This window comes from Psychrobacter sp. H7-1 (assembly GCF_904846585.1).
GTDB lineage: Bacteria > Pseudomonadota > Gammaproteobacteria > Pseudomonadales > Moraxellaceae > Psychrobacter > Psychrobacter raelei.
In genome coordinates this window covers 42,998-58,217 of record NZ_CAJHBH010000015.1, presented here as the reverse complement: position 1 = coordinate 58,217, position 15,220 = coordinate 42,998, and the positions used below count along the sequence as shown (strand labels likewise).

The 15,220-nt window shown below is 45.9% G+C and carries 12 protein-coding genes; 6 read left to right on the top strand and 6 right to left on the bottom strand.

What is annotated here, in order from left to right:
* Positions 1-218: 218 nt before the first annotated feature.
* The 4 genes from JMX92_RS06570 to mnmG form a co-directional block, all read right to left on the bottom strand.
* Complete coding sequence (locus JMX92_RS06570; RefSeq protein ID WP_110816841.1) at positions 219-566, bottom strand: hypothetical protein; 348 nt, start codon at positions 564-566, stop codon at positions 219-221.
* Positions 567-714: 148 nt separating this feature from the next.
* Positions 715-1,062: a hypothetical protein gene (locus tag JMX92_RS06565; protein WP_227675289.1), complete on the bottom strand. Its 348-nt coding sequence runs from the start codon at positions 1,060-1,062 to the stop codon at positions 715-717.
* A 133-nt stretch (positions 1,063-1,195) separates the two neighbouring features.
* Positions 1,196-2,176, bottom strand: a complete 981-nt coding sequence (locus JMX92_RS06560) for an AEC family transporter (RefSeq protein WP_110816842.1) — start codon at positions 2,174-2,176, stop codon at positions 1,196-1,198.
* 133 nt (positions 2,177-2,309) lie between these two features.
* Positions 2,310-4,238, bottom strand: a complete 1,929-nt coding sequence (gene mnmG, locus JMX92_RS06555) for a tRNA uridine-5-carboxymethylaminomethyl(34) synthesis enzyme MnmG (RefSeq protein WP_413786861.1) — start codon at positions 4,236-4,238, stop codon at positions 2,310-2,312.
* Between the two features lie 497 nt (positions 4,239-4,735).
* On the opposite strand from mnmG, the gene JMX92_RS06550 reads away from it, so the two are divergent.
* Entirely contained in the window at positions 4,736-6,328 is a 1,593-nt protein-coding gene (locus tag JMX92_RS06550; RefSeq protein ID WP_201544592.1) for a M16 family metallopeptidase, read from the top strand.
* Between the two features lie 98 nt (positions 6,329-6,426).
* Complete coding sequence (locus JMX92_RS06545) at positions 6,427-7,941, top strand: M16 family metallopeptidase (protein ID WP_155587091.1); 1,515 nt, start codon at positions 6,427-6,429, stop codon at positions 7,939-7,941.
* A gap of 137 nt (positions 7,942-8,078) precedes the next feature.
* Here JMX92_RS06545 and JMX92_RS06540 read toward each other — a convergent pair whose 3' ends face one another.
* Positions 8,079-8,636 (bottom strand): hypothetical protein, encoded by a 558-nt coding sequence (locus tag JMX92_RS06540; RefSeq protein ID WP_110816845.1) that lies wholly within the window; start codon positions 8,634-8,636, stop codon positions 8,079-8,081.
* A gap of 356 nt (positions 8,637-8,992) precedes the next feature.
* Positions 8,993-9,817, bottom strand: coding sequence for a D-Ala-D-Ala carboxypeptidase family metallohydrolase (locus JMX92_RS06535; protein ID WP_201544590.1), 825 nt, complete (start codon positions 9,815-9,817; stop codon positions 8,993-8,995).
* 411 nt (positions 9,818-10,228) lie between these two features.
* Here JMX92_RS06535 and rodA point away from each other — a divergent pair, with 411 nt between their 5' ends.
* From rodA to JMX92_RS06515, 4 genes are all read left to right on the top strand, one after another.
* Positions 10,229-11,371, top strand: coding sequence for a rod shape-determining protein RodA (rodA, locus tag JMX92_RS06530; protein ID WP_011961003.1), 1,143 nt, complete (start codon positions 10,229-10,231; stop codon positions 11,369-11,371).
* A 159-nt stretch (positions 11,372-11,530) separates the two neighbouring features.
* Positions 11,531-12,799, top strand: coding sequence for a putative DNA modification/repair radical SAM protein (locus tag JMX92_RS06525; protein WP_201544588.1), 1,269 nt, complete (start codon positions 11,531-11,533; stop codon positions 12,797-12,799).
* 34 nt (positions 12,800-12,833) lie between these two features.
* Positions 12,834-13,685 carry a TIGR03915 family putative DNA repair protein gene (locus JMX92_RS06520; protein WP_201544586.1) on the top strand — a complete coding sequence of 284 codons (852 nt, stop codon included), beginning with the start codon at positions 12,834-12,836 and terminating at the stop codon, positions 13,683-13,685.
* A gap of 253 nt (positions 13,686-13,938) precedes the next feature.
* Positions 13,939-15,162 (top strand): glycosyltransferase, encoded by a 1,224-nt coding sequence (locus JMX92_RS06515; protein WP_201544584.1) that lies wholly within the window; start codon positions 13,939-13,941, stop codon positions 15,160-15,162.
* Positions 15,163-15,220 lie beyond the last annotated feature (58 nt).

Sequence of the window (15,220 nt, the reverse complement as noted above, 5' to 3'; positions counted from 1 at the left end):
TGTGATTGCGTACGAGTTGCTGATAACGTTTAATAAGTCTCGTATCTAGGGTCATTTTCTCTATACCATACTGCGCTATTTTATCAAATTTATGCTCACTGATAAATTGTGTAGATACCTATGCCCTGAAGTGGGTGGTTTTACGGCGACCGGTGATAAAAAAGCCGATATCTACAGATATCGGCTTTTTTAATAGGTGAGGCTTAAGACTGCACATGTTAATAAACACAAAACTCTACCGTATGAAAGCCTGAGCCTACTACTCTGATGGTATGTTCACCCTTATTGTGAGTGACATAGCGATAATCATACTCGCCTTGATCAGGCAAAATTTTGCCTTTACTGTCTCTAACTGAGCGAACATCAGCGTCAGTATTAATCACCAACTCTTGATTGGCGCCCAAAAAGATCTTAAATAAACGCGTATTTTGTAAGCTACCGGTATAACTGCCACAATAGCTGCCTTTGGCAAAAGTCACTTGAGTAGTGGGCAATGCTTGCGCGGCCACAGACAGTGACACCGCCAAAGCTAATACGCTGCCTTTGATAAACCATTTTGATTTCATAGTGCCATACTCCCTGTCGCCCACTCTAGTTTGATAAAGTGCTGTGAAACTTTTTAAACAGTTAATTTCAGTCCTTTATATCAATTAATATAGCACTCAAGCTAGGGGCACACAATGGTTAACTGTCTTTTTTCAAAGGCGCTGTACTTTATTGCAACACACAAAATTCTACTTGGCTTTCAACGCGGCCAACCAGCTTAATAGTATGTGTACCAGAGCCCTTAGCAACGTAACGATAATTGGCACCGCCTTCATCATTAAGCAGCCGTCCTTTGCTATCGGTCACACTTTGTACATGACCATCGGTCTTCACAACTAGCGTCTGGTTAGCCGTCATTTCAACACTAAACATTCGGCCTGTGGTTAAATCACCTTGATACTGTCCACAATCACTGCCTTTGGCAAAAATCACTTCACTGGTGGGCAACGCTTGAGCAGGCAGTGCCATTAACATAGCACTCACCCAGCACACTTGAGTGCTGATTTTTTTGATCATAATCACAAATTCACTGTATACGGATTAAAACAATTGACGCGTAGGCCACAGGCGCAAAACTGTAACATTATCAATGCGCAATGACAAGGTTGGCTAGCCGTTAGCTGTTATTAATGGCATCCGTCTTTTAGCCTTACATCCACCCAAGCCCACGTAAAATGGCCGCCCCTATTGCCATTCCAAACAAGGAGAAGACAGTGGTAAAAGCTAGGATATTGGCAGCAAGCACTTCATTGCCTCCCATAGCCTTGGCCATGACATAGCTGGCTGCGGCTGTCGGTGATGCAACCATCAAAAATAAAACACCTAAGTGCACCCCAGTAAGCCCAAACGCAAGTCCTACCAATACCGCTAAGACAGGTGCGATAACAATACGGCCCACACTGGCCTGCATAGATAGCCCAGATAAGGCAAGCATAGAGCGCATATCAATAGTGGCACCAGCACAAATCAGTGCCAAAGGCAGAGATAATGCAGCTAGAAGTGAGCCGGTCTGAGTCACCACATTGGGTAGTTGAGGAAGGTTTAAAGAGGCAGCCAAAGCTTTGTAAGCAAAGGCGGCCAATAAGGAGAGAATTAATGGATTGGTAACTATTTTTTTACCCAGCATAAGGGCGTAGCCACGCTGACGGGCTTGTGGCTTTGATTCGCCTGTTGGGGTACGGGTTAAAGTAATCACTGCAAGCACGTTAAATACCAGAGTAATCACCCCCATATAAACCGCACCGATACTCAGCCCCTCATTGCCATAAGCGTTGGCCACTGTGGCCAAGCCAATAATGGCCATGTTACTGCGAAAGACGCCTTGGACGAATACACCTTTATCTTCATTACGCTCAATAAAGTACTTAGCATAAATTTCTGAGCCAAAAAATAACACTAACGTCACCAGCAGACCTGCCGCAATTAGGTTTAACTGCTCAGCAAAGTCCACCTTACTTTTTATGACGCTAAAAAACAGCAAACAAGGCAAAGCATAGTTAAATACCAGCTTTGAGGCTTGATCAATAAAGGCTTTACTAATTTGACCCTGTTTATACATAAAAAAGCCCAACCCCATCAGTATCAGGTTGGGCAGTACAATATTTAAAGCAAAGACAATGGCGTCAATCATGGCTCTCTCAAAGCTTGGTTATAGCTAGCGGTTGAGTTCATCATAATTGCCGCACAATTTTTTGTCTAGCACTTAGCACTAAGTAAGCCTCGGCGCTAACTAAACCTCGCCAGTGCTCAGTGCGACTAGGCGACTAGATATCTAACGCCGCTTTGGCTTTTTTCTGTTTTTTCAACGTCATACCCAAAAGCTGAATGGCAGCTGGGGTAACCCCGCTGATGCGGCTGGCCTGGGCCAAAGTTGCCGGACGAATATCATTGAGCTTTTGTACAATCTCATTGGACAGACCTGATACCGCTTTATAATCAAAATCAGCAGGCAGCTGCGTATTCTCTAAGCGCTTCATCTGATCAATGTCTTCTTGCTGACGATCGATATAGCCTGCATATTTGACTGAGATTTCAATCTGTCCACCCACATCAGCCGCCACTTGTGCACCCGTGACCGCAGCGATGTCGTTAAAGCCCACATTGGGACGCTTTAATAAGTCATAAGCGGTGGCCTCTTTTGACAACACTTCACCGGTTTGCTCAGTGAATTTTTTGCCAAGCTCGTTGTGCGGTGTGGCCCACAAGTCTTTTAGACGCGCAGATTCAGTGGCCATCGATTCCATTTTTTGCTGATAAGCCTGCCAGCGGGTATCATCCACTAAGCCAAGCTTGCGACCAATCTCAGTCAAACGCTGATCGGCATTGTCTTCACGCAGCAATAGACGGTATTCGGCGCGGCTGGTGAACATACGATATGGCTCTTTTGTCCCGTGGGTAATTAAGTCATCGACCAACACGCCCAGATACGCTTGGTCACGGCGTGGTGTCCAGCTGTCCATTACTGGATTGTCTTGGGTAGATAAGGCGGCGTTGACACCGGCCAATAACCCCTGCACGCCAGCTTCTTCATAGCCTGTGGTACCATTAATTTGACCGGCAAAGTATAAGCTATCAATAGACTTGGTTTCTAACGTGGGCTTAAGATTTTGCGGATTAAAGTAATCATACTCGATGGCATAGCCTGGGCGAGTAATATGTGCATTCTCTAGACCGGCCATGGTACGAATAAACTCAAGCTGCACGTCAAAGGGCAGACTGGTTGAGATACCATTTGGGTATAGCTCATGGGTAGTCAAGCCTTCTGGCTCAATAAAAATCTGATGGCTATTTTTGTCCGCAAAACGGTGGATTTTATCCTCAATGGAGGGACAATAGCGCGGACCTACCCCTTCAATAGTACCTGAAAACAGAGGTGAGCGGTCTAGATGCTTACGGATAATGTCGTGCGTCTTTTCATTGGTATGGGTGATAAAGCAGTTCACCTGCTCAGGATGCATATCCACATTACCCATAAAGCTCATGACAGGTAGCGGCGTATCCCCTGGCTGCGTCTGCATCACACTGAAGTCTACCGTGCGTGCATCGATACGCGCAGGTGTCCCTGTCTTTAATCGCCCCACAGGCAGCTTTAATTCACGCAAACGCTCAGCCAATTTGATTGAGGGCTGGTCGCCGGCACGTCCGCCTTTAGAGTTATCTAAGCCAATGTGGATCACACCGCCTAAGAAAGTGCCTGACGTCAGCACCACTGTCTTGGTTCGAAAGATAATACCCGTCGCCGTTACTACCGCACAGGCTTTGCCATTTTCGACCAAAATATCATCAGCGCCTTGCTGAAATAAATCTAAGTTAGGCTGATTTTCTAGCGTATGGCGAATGGCGGCTTTGTACAAAATACGATCGGCTTGAGCTCGGGTGGCACGCACTGCAGCCCCTTTACGGCTGTTTAATACCCGAAACTGGATACCTGCCTTATCAGTGGCCAAAGCCATAGCGCCGCCTAACGCATCAATCTCACGTACCAAGTGCGATTTGCCAATACCCCCAATGGCTGGGTTACAGCTCATCTGTCCTAATGTCTCAATATTATGGGTCAGCAATAGCGTTTGTGCGCCCATACGCGCAGCCGCCAATGCTGCTTCGGTACCGGCATGTCCCCCACCAATGACAACAACGTCATAGGCCTTAGGATAAGTGATACCAGCGGTATTCGATGTGGAAGTAGATGACATAAACGCCTCGCCTGCTGTTTAACCAGCACATTACTAAAAGGGAGGGTCTTTTTGATTCGCTATAACACTGCCCTTATCAAAAGACCCACTAATCGGGAAACACACTCGGGTGGCAGTCGCCACAAAAGCTCAAACTTACTAAAAATAGGGTAACGGATAATTATAGCAAAATTCAGCCACCAGCTGTAGTGAAACTAAAGCCACTATACAATTAGGGTTATAACGGTATGGGTTATCACTATTGATACTGTATTGGTATAGGCGTCAGCAGAACATCCATCTGCTAAAACCGCGCAAAATACCATCATCGCGTGCCAACAATAAAGATTGGGTAATAAAAGTTCACATTATAGGCATATGACAACGGTGCCAATAACGCTACCCTATGCTATCTATAGCTATAATAATTAAAATTAACCCCATACTAATGATTTTATTGCTCTATTGAACAGCCTATAGGTTATAACACCTTCTTAAACCGATAACTTGAGGACTGCATGAAAACTGATTTTTTAACCCATTGCCCAGCAACCGGCCATCACACTTCATCAAATTCACACCCAACCCTTGCCTCATCACCCCAAGCCTCACCTCATACGGGTATCAAGCGCCTCAAGCTGAGCGTATTGGCGGCAATGACCGTCACAGCGCTGGCCGCTTGCAGTAGCTTACCTGCAGCCCAAAGTGACACAGATAACAAGGCTGCCCGTCCCGCTGTATCCTCAGCGGACACACACTTTGCTGATGATGATAGCCGTCATGAATATCAACTAGATAATGGGTTAAAAGTCATCATTAAAGAGGACCACAGAGCGCCGGTTGCCATGACTCAAATTTGGTATGGTGTGGGGTCAACCGATGAGCCTAAGGACAAAGGCGGTATCTCACATCTGCTTGAACACATGATGTTTAAAGGCACCAAAAAAGTCTCAGGTGCCGACTTTGATCGCTTAATTGCCAAGTTTGGCGGCGATCATAATGCCTTTACCAGCTATGACTACACCGGCTACTATGAGATGTTTCCAGTAAATCGCCTTGATTTGGCATTAGAGCTTGAGTCTGATCGCATGGTGAATCTGCGCTTTGACAGTGATGAATTTGTCCAAGAGTTTGCCCAAGAGCGCAACGTGGTGATGGAGGAGCGCCGCCAACGTACCGATGACAATCCTTTGGCGCGCGCCTTTGAAAAGTTTCGCAAAATGGCCCTGCCTGATAGCCCCAAAGGCGAGTCCGTCATTGGCCCGATGGATGAGATTGCCAATACCGATATCAAAGACTTACAACAGTGGTATGACACCTGGTATGCCCCAAACAACGCCACCTTGGTTATCGTGGGTGATGTCAATCCTAAAGAGACCCTAAAAAAAGTTGAGCATTATTTTGGGTCGATCAAGCACAAACCCATTCCTCAGCGTCCCTCAGTACAGCAGCAAGCTTTTCGCGGATATCAGCAGCAGACTGTAAAAGAAACGGTCAATGTTCCCACCTTAATTATGGCATTTAATGTGCCCACTCTGCCCAGCGCCATAACCGCTAACAGCTCTGATAAAGAGGTCTATGAGCTGTTAATGCTGCAATATATTATGGATGGCGGCTATGCTGCACGCTTCGAAAAAAACTTAGTACGCAAGCAAGGTTTACTGGCTTCAGTGGTGGCTTATTATGATGCTTATGAACGGGGTGATGGGCTGTTTATGGTGCAAGCCACTCCTCGTGAGGGAGTAAGCTTGGCTCAAGCACAAAAAGCAATTATAGATGAGATGGATACATTAAAAACCCAGACCATCAGCAAGCAAGAGCTTGAGCGGGCTCGCAACAACGCAATAAATGGCTTTGTGTTCTCGCAAGACAGTATGGCCGGTCAAGCCAATATGATAGGCAGCTTACAAGTACGCGGTTTGGATGATCGTTTGGTCACCACTTTACCTGATAAGTTGGCCAAAGTAACCAGCGCAGATGTCAATGCAGCTGCAAGCAAATATTTAGTTAATAATAACTTAAATGTGATGTATGTGGAGCCTGGTGATACACGTAGCGTCCTGCCTGCCTCTAATTCTATGCCAGATCAGCCCATGCCAGCTAAACCATAAAACCGCTAATTATGCGCCAATAAACGCCAGACCAATTGCCATTGACCACCAATAAAACACCCTTTTTAAAACTATAAAACCTAATTACGGATTTTGTTATGAAAGCACATGTGCCGCCTTTTTTATCTGTTAAACCGGCTTTACTTACCACCGCCTTGTTGGCCACATTCACCATGGGCGCCGCTTCTGCTCAAGCTGCCACAGAGATGCCCAGCGGTGAGCATGCCAGCGCTGATGTGGACATCACGCAGCCAATCAAAGCCATCGATAAGCTTGAGAGCTTAAAAAACGAGCAAAAGCTTAGCCTATCCATTCCCAAGTTTCAGCACTTCACCACCAGTAACGGTGTCCCTGTGATATTCGTCCAGACCAAGCAGCTGCCCATTGTTGATGTGGATTTACGCTTTAACGCAGGCAGTGCCCGTGATGAGAGTATTCGCAAACAAGGCTTTGGGCTGGCCAGCATGGTCGCCGACTTACTCACCAAAGGCACCAGAGATCTTGATGAGACGGCATTCGCTGAAGCGACTGAGCAGCTTGGGATTGAGCTATCCAGCGCCGCTTACAAAGACCAATTTGTGGTAAATTTGCGCAGCTTATCTGACGCTGAGCATCTAGACCCTGCCTTGTCCTTGATGAGCAGTATAATCACCCAGCCGCGCTTTGATGCGCAAGTGCTCGAGCGCAGTAAGGCCCAGCAAGTACTGGCGCTCAAACAAATGATGCAAAACCCCTCCTATTTAGCCAGTACCACCTTTAGCCAGACCCTGTACGGCTCGCATCCTTATGCCCATTCCCCTTATGGCACGCAGCAAAGTATTCCTGCTTTGACCCGTAATGATTTACAGAAGTTTCATGACACCTACTTTGTGGCGCAAAACGCCACTTTAAGTCTTACAGGAGATCTAAGCTTATCGCAGGCAAAACAGGCAGCAGAAGCCATTACCCAAGCACTGCCTCAAGGTAAGCCGGCGCCCAAATTACCCAATCCTACCCCCATTAAACAAAGCAAGTGGGTGCATGTCGATTATGACAGCGACCAAACCTCAGTGATGATCGGTCAACAAGGCTATCGCATAGACCCTAGTGCCAAGGGCATACAGCGTGGCACTGACTTTAGTATAGGTAATGAAGTGCTCGCCGGTAGTGGCTTTAGCTCACGCCTCATGGGTAAAGTGCGCAAGGAGCTTGGTTATACCTATGGTATTTATGGCAGTATGACCCCGATGCAAGCACCAGGCCCTTATACTATCCGTTTCTCAACCCGTAATGAAAAAGCCGATGAGGCCATCGCCGCCACATTACAGACGGTCAATGACACCTTAAAACAAGGCATCACCGCTCAAGAATTTAAACTGACCCAAGAGAGTCTGATTAATAGCTATCCGATGGGCTTTGCCAGTAATGCCGGTATCAACGGTATGCTGGGTGTGCTTAATTTTAATAAGCTGCCTGACTCGTATATTACTGACTACATCAATAGAGTCGAAGGTGCACGTATCGACCAGGTCAATACTGCCCTACGTGACACCCTGACCCCAGATAAATTTATCATCGTCACTGTGGGCAAGCCCGACATTGCAAAAAACTCACAACTACAAAAGCTTAAGTAAAGTACTGCCTTTTATTGGCGCTCTTTATATATCTAAGCGCAAAAAAAAAGACACCCGCTTTACGTGGGTGTCTTTTTTTGTGGATAGGCTGCTTAAATTGTTAGGTTCAGACGGTCAATCCAGTAAAGGGTTTATGGCTACTGAAGATTAATAGTCACCTCACCTTGCTGCTGATCTAACGGATAAGCCATGCCTGCAAACTTCAATCGAACCACGTATTTGTCAGCTTGTTCCACAAGCACCGCACCATTATCGAAATCATGCTGCATAGGAGAAATCAAATAGGCTTTGATGCTTCTAGGCTCAGTATGTACGGAGAGAGTTTGGCCTTTATCAGGATATAAATAGTAGTCACAAGAGTTGCTGGCTGATGCGTTGAAATCTCGCTCAATCTGGACCGCATCAAGTTCAGATTCGACAAGCTTTGGGCAGAGATCTTTGTCTCCTTGACCATACTTAGTAGAAAGCTTGGTTCTATCAGCACCAATAGGCTCAGGCAGATTGTGCAGCGAGAAGCTGTCTTGATGAGATAGATTTGCCTCGTCACCGATCAATTCAATTTTTTGACTAAATTCTGGCAAACCAATAGGAGTGATAGCAGGCAAGCCGGTGTCCGTAATGTCTCGCCACTCTTCGGCCTTGGTCTGACTAAACAAAGTATCTGTCGGTTTGCAAGCAACGATAGGCGTTGCCATTATAAAACAGCTTAACACTGCCAGATACGATGATGATGTTATTTTCAATGCTTATGCCTCAAATGGTGTCTACCCTCTATACCGCTCATGAATAATTATTACTTTCGTTCACCCAGCGCTAAGCGCTGTTAATTATGCAAAAAGCATGAACCTAAAGTTCATCCGGCAAACCGAGGCTAATTATCATACACAAAGAAGTGTGGCGTAGAGAGTATTCAAGAAATTGACAGAGGATAATATTAAGCCCTGATACAAGTGTTAACTCATTTGTTAAGATAGAACTTAAGACCAGGACCGTACATATTATACACCATTTTTACATAAGTAATAAGAATATTATCAATATTTCGGTTGACTTAATTTATATAGCGGCAATAAGAGTTAGGGTCTGAGTACTGAGCGCCCCAGGTACGATAGCCTTGGGTATCTAGATGTATGGCGCCTGTGGAATATAACCCCAAACCAAAGTTATAGGCCTCACCTTGACTTGACCAAAACTGACACAGTTTATCTTGCATACCGCTCTTATACCAAGGCTGCGACTCATACTCAGGCACCCAGATATCAATGGCGCCATTGGTCATGTGTTTACTGGCCCCTGCTCCGCCAGCACAAGCATTTAACCCAGGTGAACGATAAGTGGAGCGAATCTCAGCGGTGGCTGGAATGACCCCTTGTTTTTTGAGCTGATCATATAGCCGTAGGGTCGGTATCATATTCGACCACAGCTCACGCGGCGGTAACTGATACTGCTCATATCCACATTTTTCCCAGCTGCGCGCTGTGGTCAACAACTGATCAAGCGGTGGCACACTATCGCTACCCACATAACCGGCCAAGTATCGCTGGTATTGCCCCACATCACCTGCCCGATAAGAGGCACTATTTAACCACTGGGTGAAGCTGTAATTTTGTTCACCAAATCCAGTATTATAATTAGGCTGATTGGGATAATGATTGGTATTGGCTGGACGAATGGTGGTGCTTTGCTCAATAGTCAGCTCTTTAGTGCGAATAAGATTGCCTAGCGCATCGGTTTGGGTGTTGCCAGCACTCACGGGCCTGATTTTTCTTTGCTCATTAATGCTTGCGCCTGAGGTCTCAGCCATACTCGTACAGCTGGTGGCTAATAAGAGGGCGGCAGCGGTTACACCTAGCGGGAATTTTATGGGGCTGTTCATAGTGGTGCGGTATCCAGTAAAGGTTGTATCAAACTTAAGATAAATTAATCAAGGTTTTAATTGATAGCACGTTGCAATTTATAGCAGGTTAATCGATCTGTCGTTACTTAATTGTTATGTCAGATTAGCGCGCATGGGCAGCTGTGCTTATAAGAAGCAGGTTTACTCATCATACAAAAAATTAGAGATAAAGTTGGTACATTGATACTATCAAATTTGCCATAGTCACGCTAAACTATAGCGTCCCACTTCTTACCAAACTATTGCTCGTGTTTAGATTATTTGCTATTGAGCTGTCAGGTTTGTCAAAAACGCAGCAACACTAGATAATTGATGGCTTAATTGAGTGGTTCAACTCAATATCGCTACGATGCACGCCCCCTTTACTAACTTCAGTAAAAAAACCGCCCTATGTCAAAGAACCAACAATATCGATTTTCTCGGCAAACACATCATTTTGGCCGAGATGACAACATTAGTATCTGGCAACGCATACACATTGACCCTTGGTTGATGTTACTGCTTTTGACCGTCTGTTTTATTGGTCTGGCCATTTTATACAGTGCTTCAACCCAAGATGTGGCGATGGTAACCCGTCAGATGGTCAGCTATCTAATCGCTTTTTCGGTGATGATAGGTATGGCGCAGATACCGCCTGGGATGTATCGTGATTTCACGCCGTTTTTTTATGTGATAGGCCTGTTCTCTTTGATATTGGTCGACCTCATCGGCGAGGTGCGTATGGGTGCTCAGCGCTGGATTGCCATTCCTGGTTTCGGTAGCGTGCAGCCTTCAGAGTTTATGAAGCTTGGCTTACCTATGATGTGTGCTTGGTATCTGTCACGCCGCGATTTGCCGCCCAACTTGATAACAGTGGCCTCGACATTGGCCATTATTGTTGTGCCAGTATTACTCATTGCTAAAGAGCCAGATTTGGGCACCTCGCTATTGGTTGCCGCCAGTGGCTTTTTTGTGCTGTTTTTAGCCGGTCTACCTTGGTGGATGATTGGCTCAGCCATTGGTTTGATGATTCCGCTGGTCTGGGCCGGCTGGATGTTCTTTATGCACGACTATCAAAAACAGCGGGTATTGACACTGTTAAACCCCGAGGCGGATATGCTGGGTGCGGGATGGAACATCACTCAGTCTAAGACAGCCATCGGTGCTGGCGGGCTGACAGGTAAAGGCTATCTAGAGGGGACTCAATCACATCTGCACTTTTTGCCGGAAGGACACACTGATTTTATTATTGCTGCTTTCTCAGAAGAGTTTGGGCTGCTTGGCGTCAGCGTGCTGATGTTTTTATATGCCTGTATTTTGGTGCGCTCACTGTTTATCGCCTCTGTGCATGTCGATACTTACGGCAGACTGCTTGCCGGCGCCATTGGCATGTCATTTTTTGTGTATGTGTTCGTTAATATTGGTATGGTGGGCGGTATCTTGCCAATCGTTGGGGTACCGCTGCCGCTGATCAGTTACGGCGGCACGGCCATTATTACCTTGATGGCAGGTTTCGGTCTGTTAATGTCGGTATATACCCACAATACCAAGTAATTAAAATGGCTTATTTTTAGGCGCTGATGCAAAGGTCTATAACGACACTAGCTGTCGTATAAAACTGCGTTTTGGCTGATAATCCCTTAAGTCTCTGGTTAAGTTTGTTATCATAAAGGGGCGGTATTCTTTAGATAACAGCGAGTAAAGTAGAGGCTTATGGGTTCGATTAATTACGACAAATTACAGGCCAAATTAAATATCTTAGCCGATGCGGCCAAGTATGACGTGTCTTGCTCCTCTTCAGGCGGCAATCGAAAAAACCAAGGCGGCGCTTTGGGAGACGCCTCAAAAAGTGGCATTTGCCACAGCTATACCGAAGATGGCCGCTGCGTTAGTCTACTCAAAATCCTACTCACCAATCACTGCATTTATGACTGCGCGTATTGTACCTCAAGGCGCAGTAACGACACTGTGCGTGCCGCTTTTACGGTCGAGGAAGTGGTTGATTTAACCATGCAGTTTTATCGGCGTAATTATATAGAAGGGCTATTTTTAAGCTCAGGCATCTTCAAAAGTGGCGACCATACTATGGAGCGCTTGGTGGCAGTGGCCAAGCTGTTGCGCACTCGAGAAGGCTTTAATGGCTATATTCACCTAAAGACCATACCCGGTGCCAGCAAAGAGCTGTTATATCAAGCCGGCCTATATGCTGATCGTCTAAGTGTCAATATCGAGATACCCACCAAGTCTGGCCTTGCGCTATTGGCCCCTGAAAAGAATCATGCTGAGCTGCAAGCACCCATGCAGACGGTAAAAGATAACATCATTACCATTAAAGAGAGCCGAAAAAAGCACAAGTTCGCTCCCAAATTCACCCCAGCTGGCCAAACCAGTCAAATGATAGTAGGCGCCAGTCAAGAGACCGACTTGCAAGTCATTCAACTGTCAAACCACTTTTATAAAAAGTATGATCTTAAGCGGGTGTATTACTCAGGCTATGTGCCTATGTTGTCCGATAGCCGCCTGCCCGCGATCGGCACCCCAGTGCCCTTAGTACGTGAAAACCGCTTGTATCAAGCCGACTGGTTGATGCGCTTTTATGGCTTTGCTGCTCATGAGATTGTAGAACCGCAGTCGCCATTTTTAGATTTAGACTGCGACCCAAAGCTTGCCTGGGCCATTCGTCACCGTGAGCATTTTCCGGTCAACATCCAGACCGCCCCTTATGAAGTTATCTTACGCGTGCCTGGTATTGGGGTAAAAACTGCCAAAAAAATCATCAAAGCCCGCCGCTTTAATCAGATTACCTTGGATCATCTAAAAAAAATGGGAGCCGCGGTCAATCGTGCCAAGTATTTTATTGCCACCACAGGTAAAAACGAACACCTAGCGCACTTAACTCGTGATAACTTCCGTCAATTTGTGCTGGGGCAAACCCAAACCAAGTTTGGCGATCAGCGCAGTGGCCAACTGGCGCTATTTTAGACAGCCCGCTTGATGAAATAGATAGGTGACACCTATGACCCAATCCCTCATCACCAACACCGCGCCTATTATTGTGTACCCTTCAAGCTTTGAGGGGTGGCTTAGCGCAGTTTTTTATGTGTATGAGCAGCGACTGCAAAATCAGCCTTATTTGCAGTGGGCCGACCAGCGCAGCTACCAGCTGTCACTTATTGATACTGCTCACTACGTTGATTTCGATGAAGATAAGGCACAGCGGGTGTTAGTTAAGCTCCATGCTTTATTCGGCCACTCAGGTATGCGCCAAATTTTATGGGGGTTTTTATCAGAGCAGTCCGATATTGGCGCTGTATTGTTCCAAGTGATTAAATATGCGCTAGATTTTCCTGCTCGGCAAGTACTACAAGATTTGGGGCATATGGCGGTACTTGAGCTGTCCAAAATTGTAAAATCTGTGGGGCGTGAAAAACACCGAATGGAGGCGTTTGTACGCTTTGAGCATACGATAGAAGATATTTATTTTTCGCGCGTAGAGCCGGACTTTAATGTCCTACCACTGATTGGAGAGCACTTTCGGCAGCGCTATCAAGATCAAAACTGGGCCATCTATGATTTGGTGCGTGGTTATGGTATTTATTATGACAAAAGCCAATCGACGCAAGCGGGCCCCGCACCCTTACAGCTTATCTCAGAGCTTGATGATCAAGTGATACACAATCCTGCCAGTATTCACAGTGAACAAGAGCTGCGTTATCAAAGGTTTTGGCAAGGCTATTTTGCCAATGTGACCATTAAAGAGCGCAAAAACCCTCGGCTACACAAGCAGTATTTGCCGCAGCGTTACTGGAAATACCTCACTGAAAAACAAGTGTTGCCATCGGCGGCTCATTTGTCCGAATCACGTTAGCCTGATAAGTTTTATTGGTCGTATCAGCCTTGTTTTTTGGTGCATTTTGACTGACAATGTGGCCGGCTATTCATTAGACGCTTTCAATTGCGTCCGCCACTTATTTTGACTCGGTTTTTAGGGTATTATTGATTTAGTACCGTTAATAAATGCCCAGTGTTCTAAACACCATATAAGGGGCTCCAATCAAAAGCCTTAAAACCCTATATGGTTTACTCAATCGTTCAATTACTCCACTGACTCAGTTGCCCTTATGAAAGTGATGCGCCTGCTCTCTTCTTTAAAGCACGATGAATCCGAACGAGGGATTTTTCATCTTGGCCGCGCCTTGGTAAAACGGGGACACACCTCGATTATTATCTCCTCAGCTGACAAAGAGCACGATTTGGTCAAGCGCCTTGAGCGTGATGGTAACATCTATAATCAGCTGTCTTTAGAAAAGAAGTCTTGGCTGGCGCTACGCCAAGTGCTGCCGCTTCGCAGGCTTATTGAGAAGCATCAGCCGGATATTATTCATATCCATTCACGCACGCCGGCTTGGATATTGCATTGGGCATTAAAAGGCGCCAAGGTTAAGCGAAAACCTAAGCTTGTGGCGACCATGTATGGCTTTTATCCACTTAATAATTACTCGCGCGCGCTGCTTAATGTCGACCGTTTAATTACCGTCTCTGATAGCGTCAGTGATTATCTGATGCAGGGGCTCAAAGAGCTCAAAAACCCACCCCGCTCTATTACTCGTATCTATCGAGGCGTCGATACCCGCAGCTTTCCTTACCGTTACAACCCTTCTGTGTACTGGCTACGCCGCACTTTTGCTGAATATCCTGAGCTTGAGCACAAAAAGTGGCTACTGTTTCCCACCATTATAGGGCAAGAGTATGGACAAGAGTGGCTGATAGATGTGGTGGGTAATTTGGGTGAGGCTTTTCCCAATATTCATATTATTATTATGGATGATGAGTCGCGTCATGGTGTGGTGCACGATGAATTTTTACAGCGGGTTAATGCGTTAGAGCTTCAAGATAAGTTCACCTTCATTGGCTCTAAACGCAATGACATGCGTGAGTGGCTGGCAGCGGCTAACTTAGTGCTGGGCCTTGCCAATCAACCTGAATCTATTGGTATTAATATCTTACAAGCCATTCACTTAGGCACGCCTGTGGTGGGCTGGAACAAAGCCGCTTTTAATGAGATTTTGCGTCCTTTATACCCGCAAGGTTTGGTCAAAGAAAATACAGCCTACGCGCTGTGTAAAGTTATTCGCAGCCAATTAGAGAATGTGATGCGCCCCTCTATCACAGATAAATTCACCATGCAGCAAATGATTGATGAGACTTTAGAGGTGTATAGCACGTTATATGATGCCAACCAGCTCAGCTACAGTGATACGTTTATTGAAAAAAAGCGGCTGAAAAAAAAGCGCAGCAAAACTTACGATGACAAGGATAGCAGAAGAATAGTAGAAGGAGAGTAGACAGCTACTTAGTTTGAATGTGAGTGTCTGTTGTGTCAACAAGCCGATGCTTATTAAA

What these genes read in the sequence shown, in the direction of transcription:
- rodA (WP_011961003.1), top strand. Translation starts at nt 10,229, where the DNA reads ATGTCAAAGAACCAACAATATCGATTTTCTCGGCAAACACATCATTTT.
- JMX92_RS06570 (WP_110816841.1), bottom strand. Translation starts at nt 566, where the DNA reads ATGAAATCAAAATGGTTTATCAAAGGCAGCGTATTAGCTTTGGCGGTG.
- JMX92_RS06560 (WP_110816842.1), bottom strand. Translation starts at nt 2,176, where the DNA reads ATGATTGACGCCATTGTCTTTGCTTTAAATATTGTACTGCCCAACCTG.
- JMX92_RS06535 (WP_201544590.1), bottom strand. Translation starts at nt 9,817, where the DNA reads ATGAACAGCCCCATAAAATTCCCGCTAGGTGTAACCGCTGCCGCCCTC.
- JMX92_RS06565 (WP_227675289.1), bottom strand. Translation starts at nt 1,062, where the DNA reads ATGATCAAAAAAATCAGCACTCAAGTGTGCTGGGTGAGTGCTATGTTA.
- JMX92_RS06550 (WP_201544592.1), top strand. Translation starts at nt 4,736, where the DNA reads ATGAAAACTGATTTTTTAACCCATTGCCCAGCAACCGGCCATCACACT.
- JMX92_RS06540 (WP_110816845.1), bottom strand. Translation starts at nt 8,636, where the DNA reads ATGGCAACGCCTATCGTTGCTTGCAAACCGACAGATACTTTGTTTAGT.
- JMX92_RS06545 (WP_155587091.1), top strand. Translation starts at nt 6,427, where the DNA reads ATGAAAGCACATGTGCCGCCTTTTTTATCTGTTAAACCGGCTTTACTT.
- JMX92_RS06520 (WP_201544586.1), top strand. Translation starts at nt 12,834, where the DNA reads ATGACCCAATCCCTCATCACCAACACCGCGCCTATTATTGTGTACCCT.
- JMX92_RS06525 (WP_201544588.1), top strand. Translation starts at nt 11,531, where the DNA reads ATGGGTTCGATTAATTACGACAAATTACAGGCCAAATTAAATATCTTA.
- JMX92_RS06515 (WP_201544584.1), top strand. Translation starts at nt 13,939, where the DNA reads ATGAAAGTGATGCGCCTGCTCTCTTCTTTAAAGCACGATGAATCCGAA.
- mnmG (WP_413786861.1), bottom strand. Translation starts at nt 4,238, where the DNA reads ATGTCATCTACTTCCACATCGAATACCGCTGGTATCACTTATCCTAAG.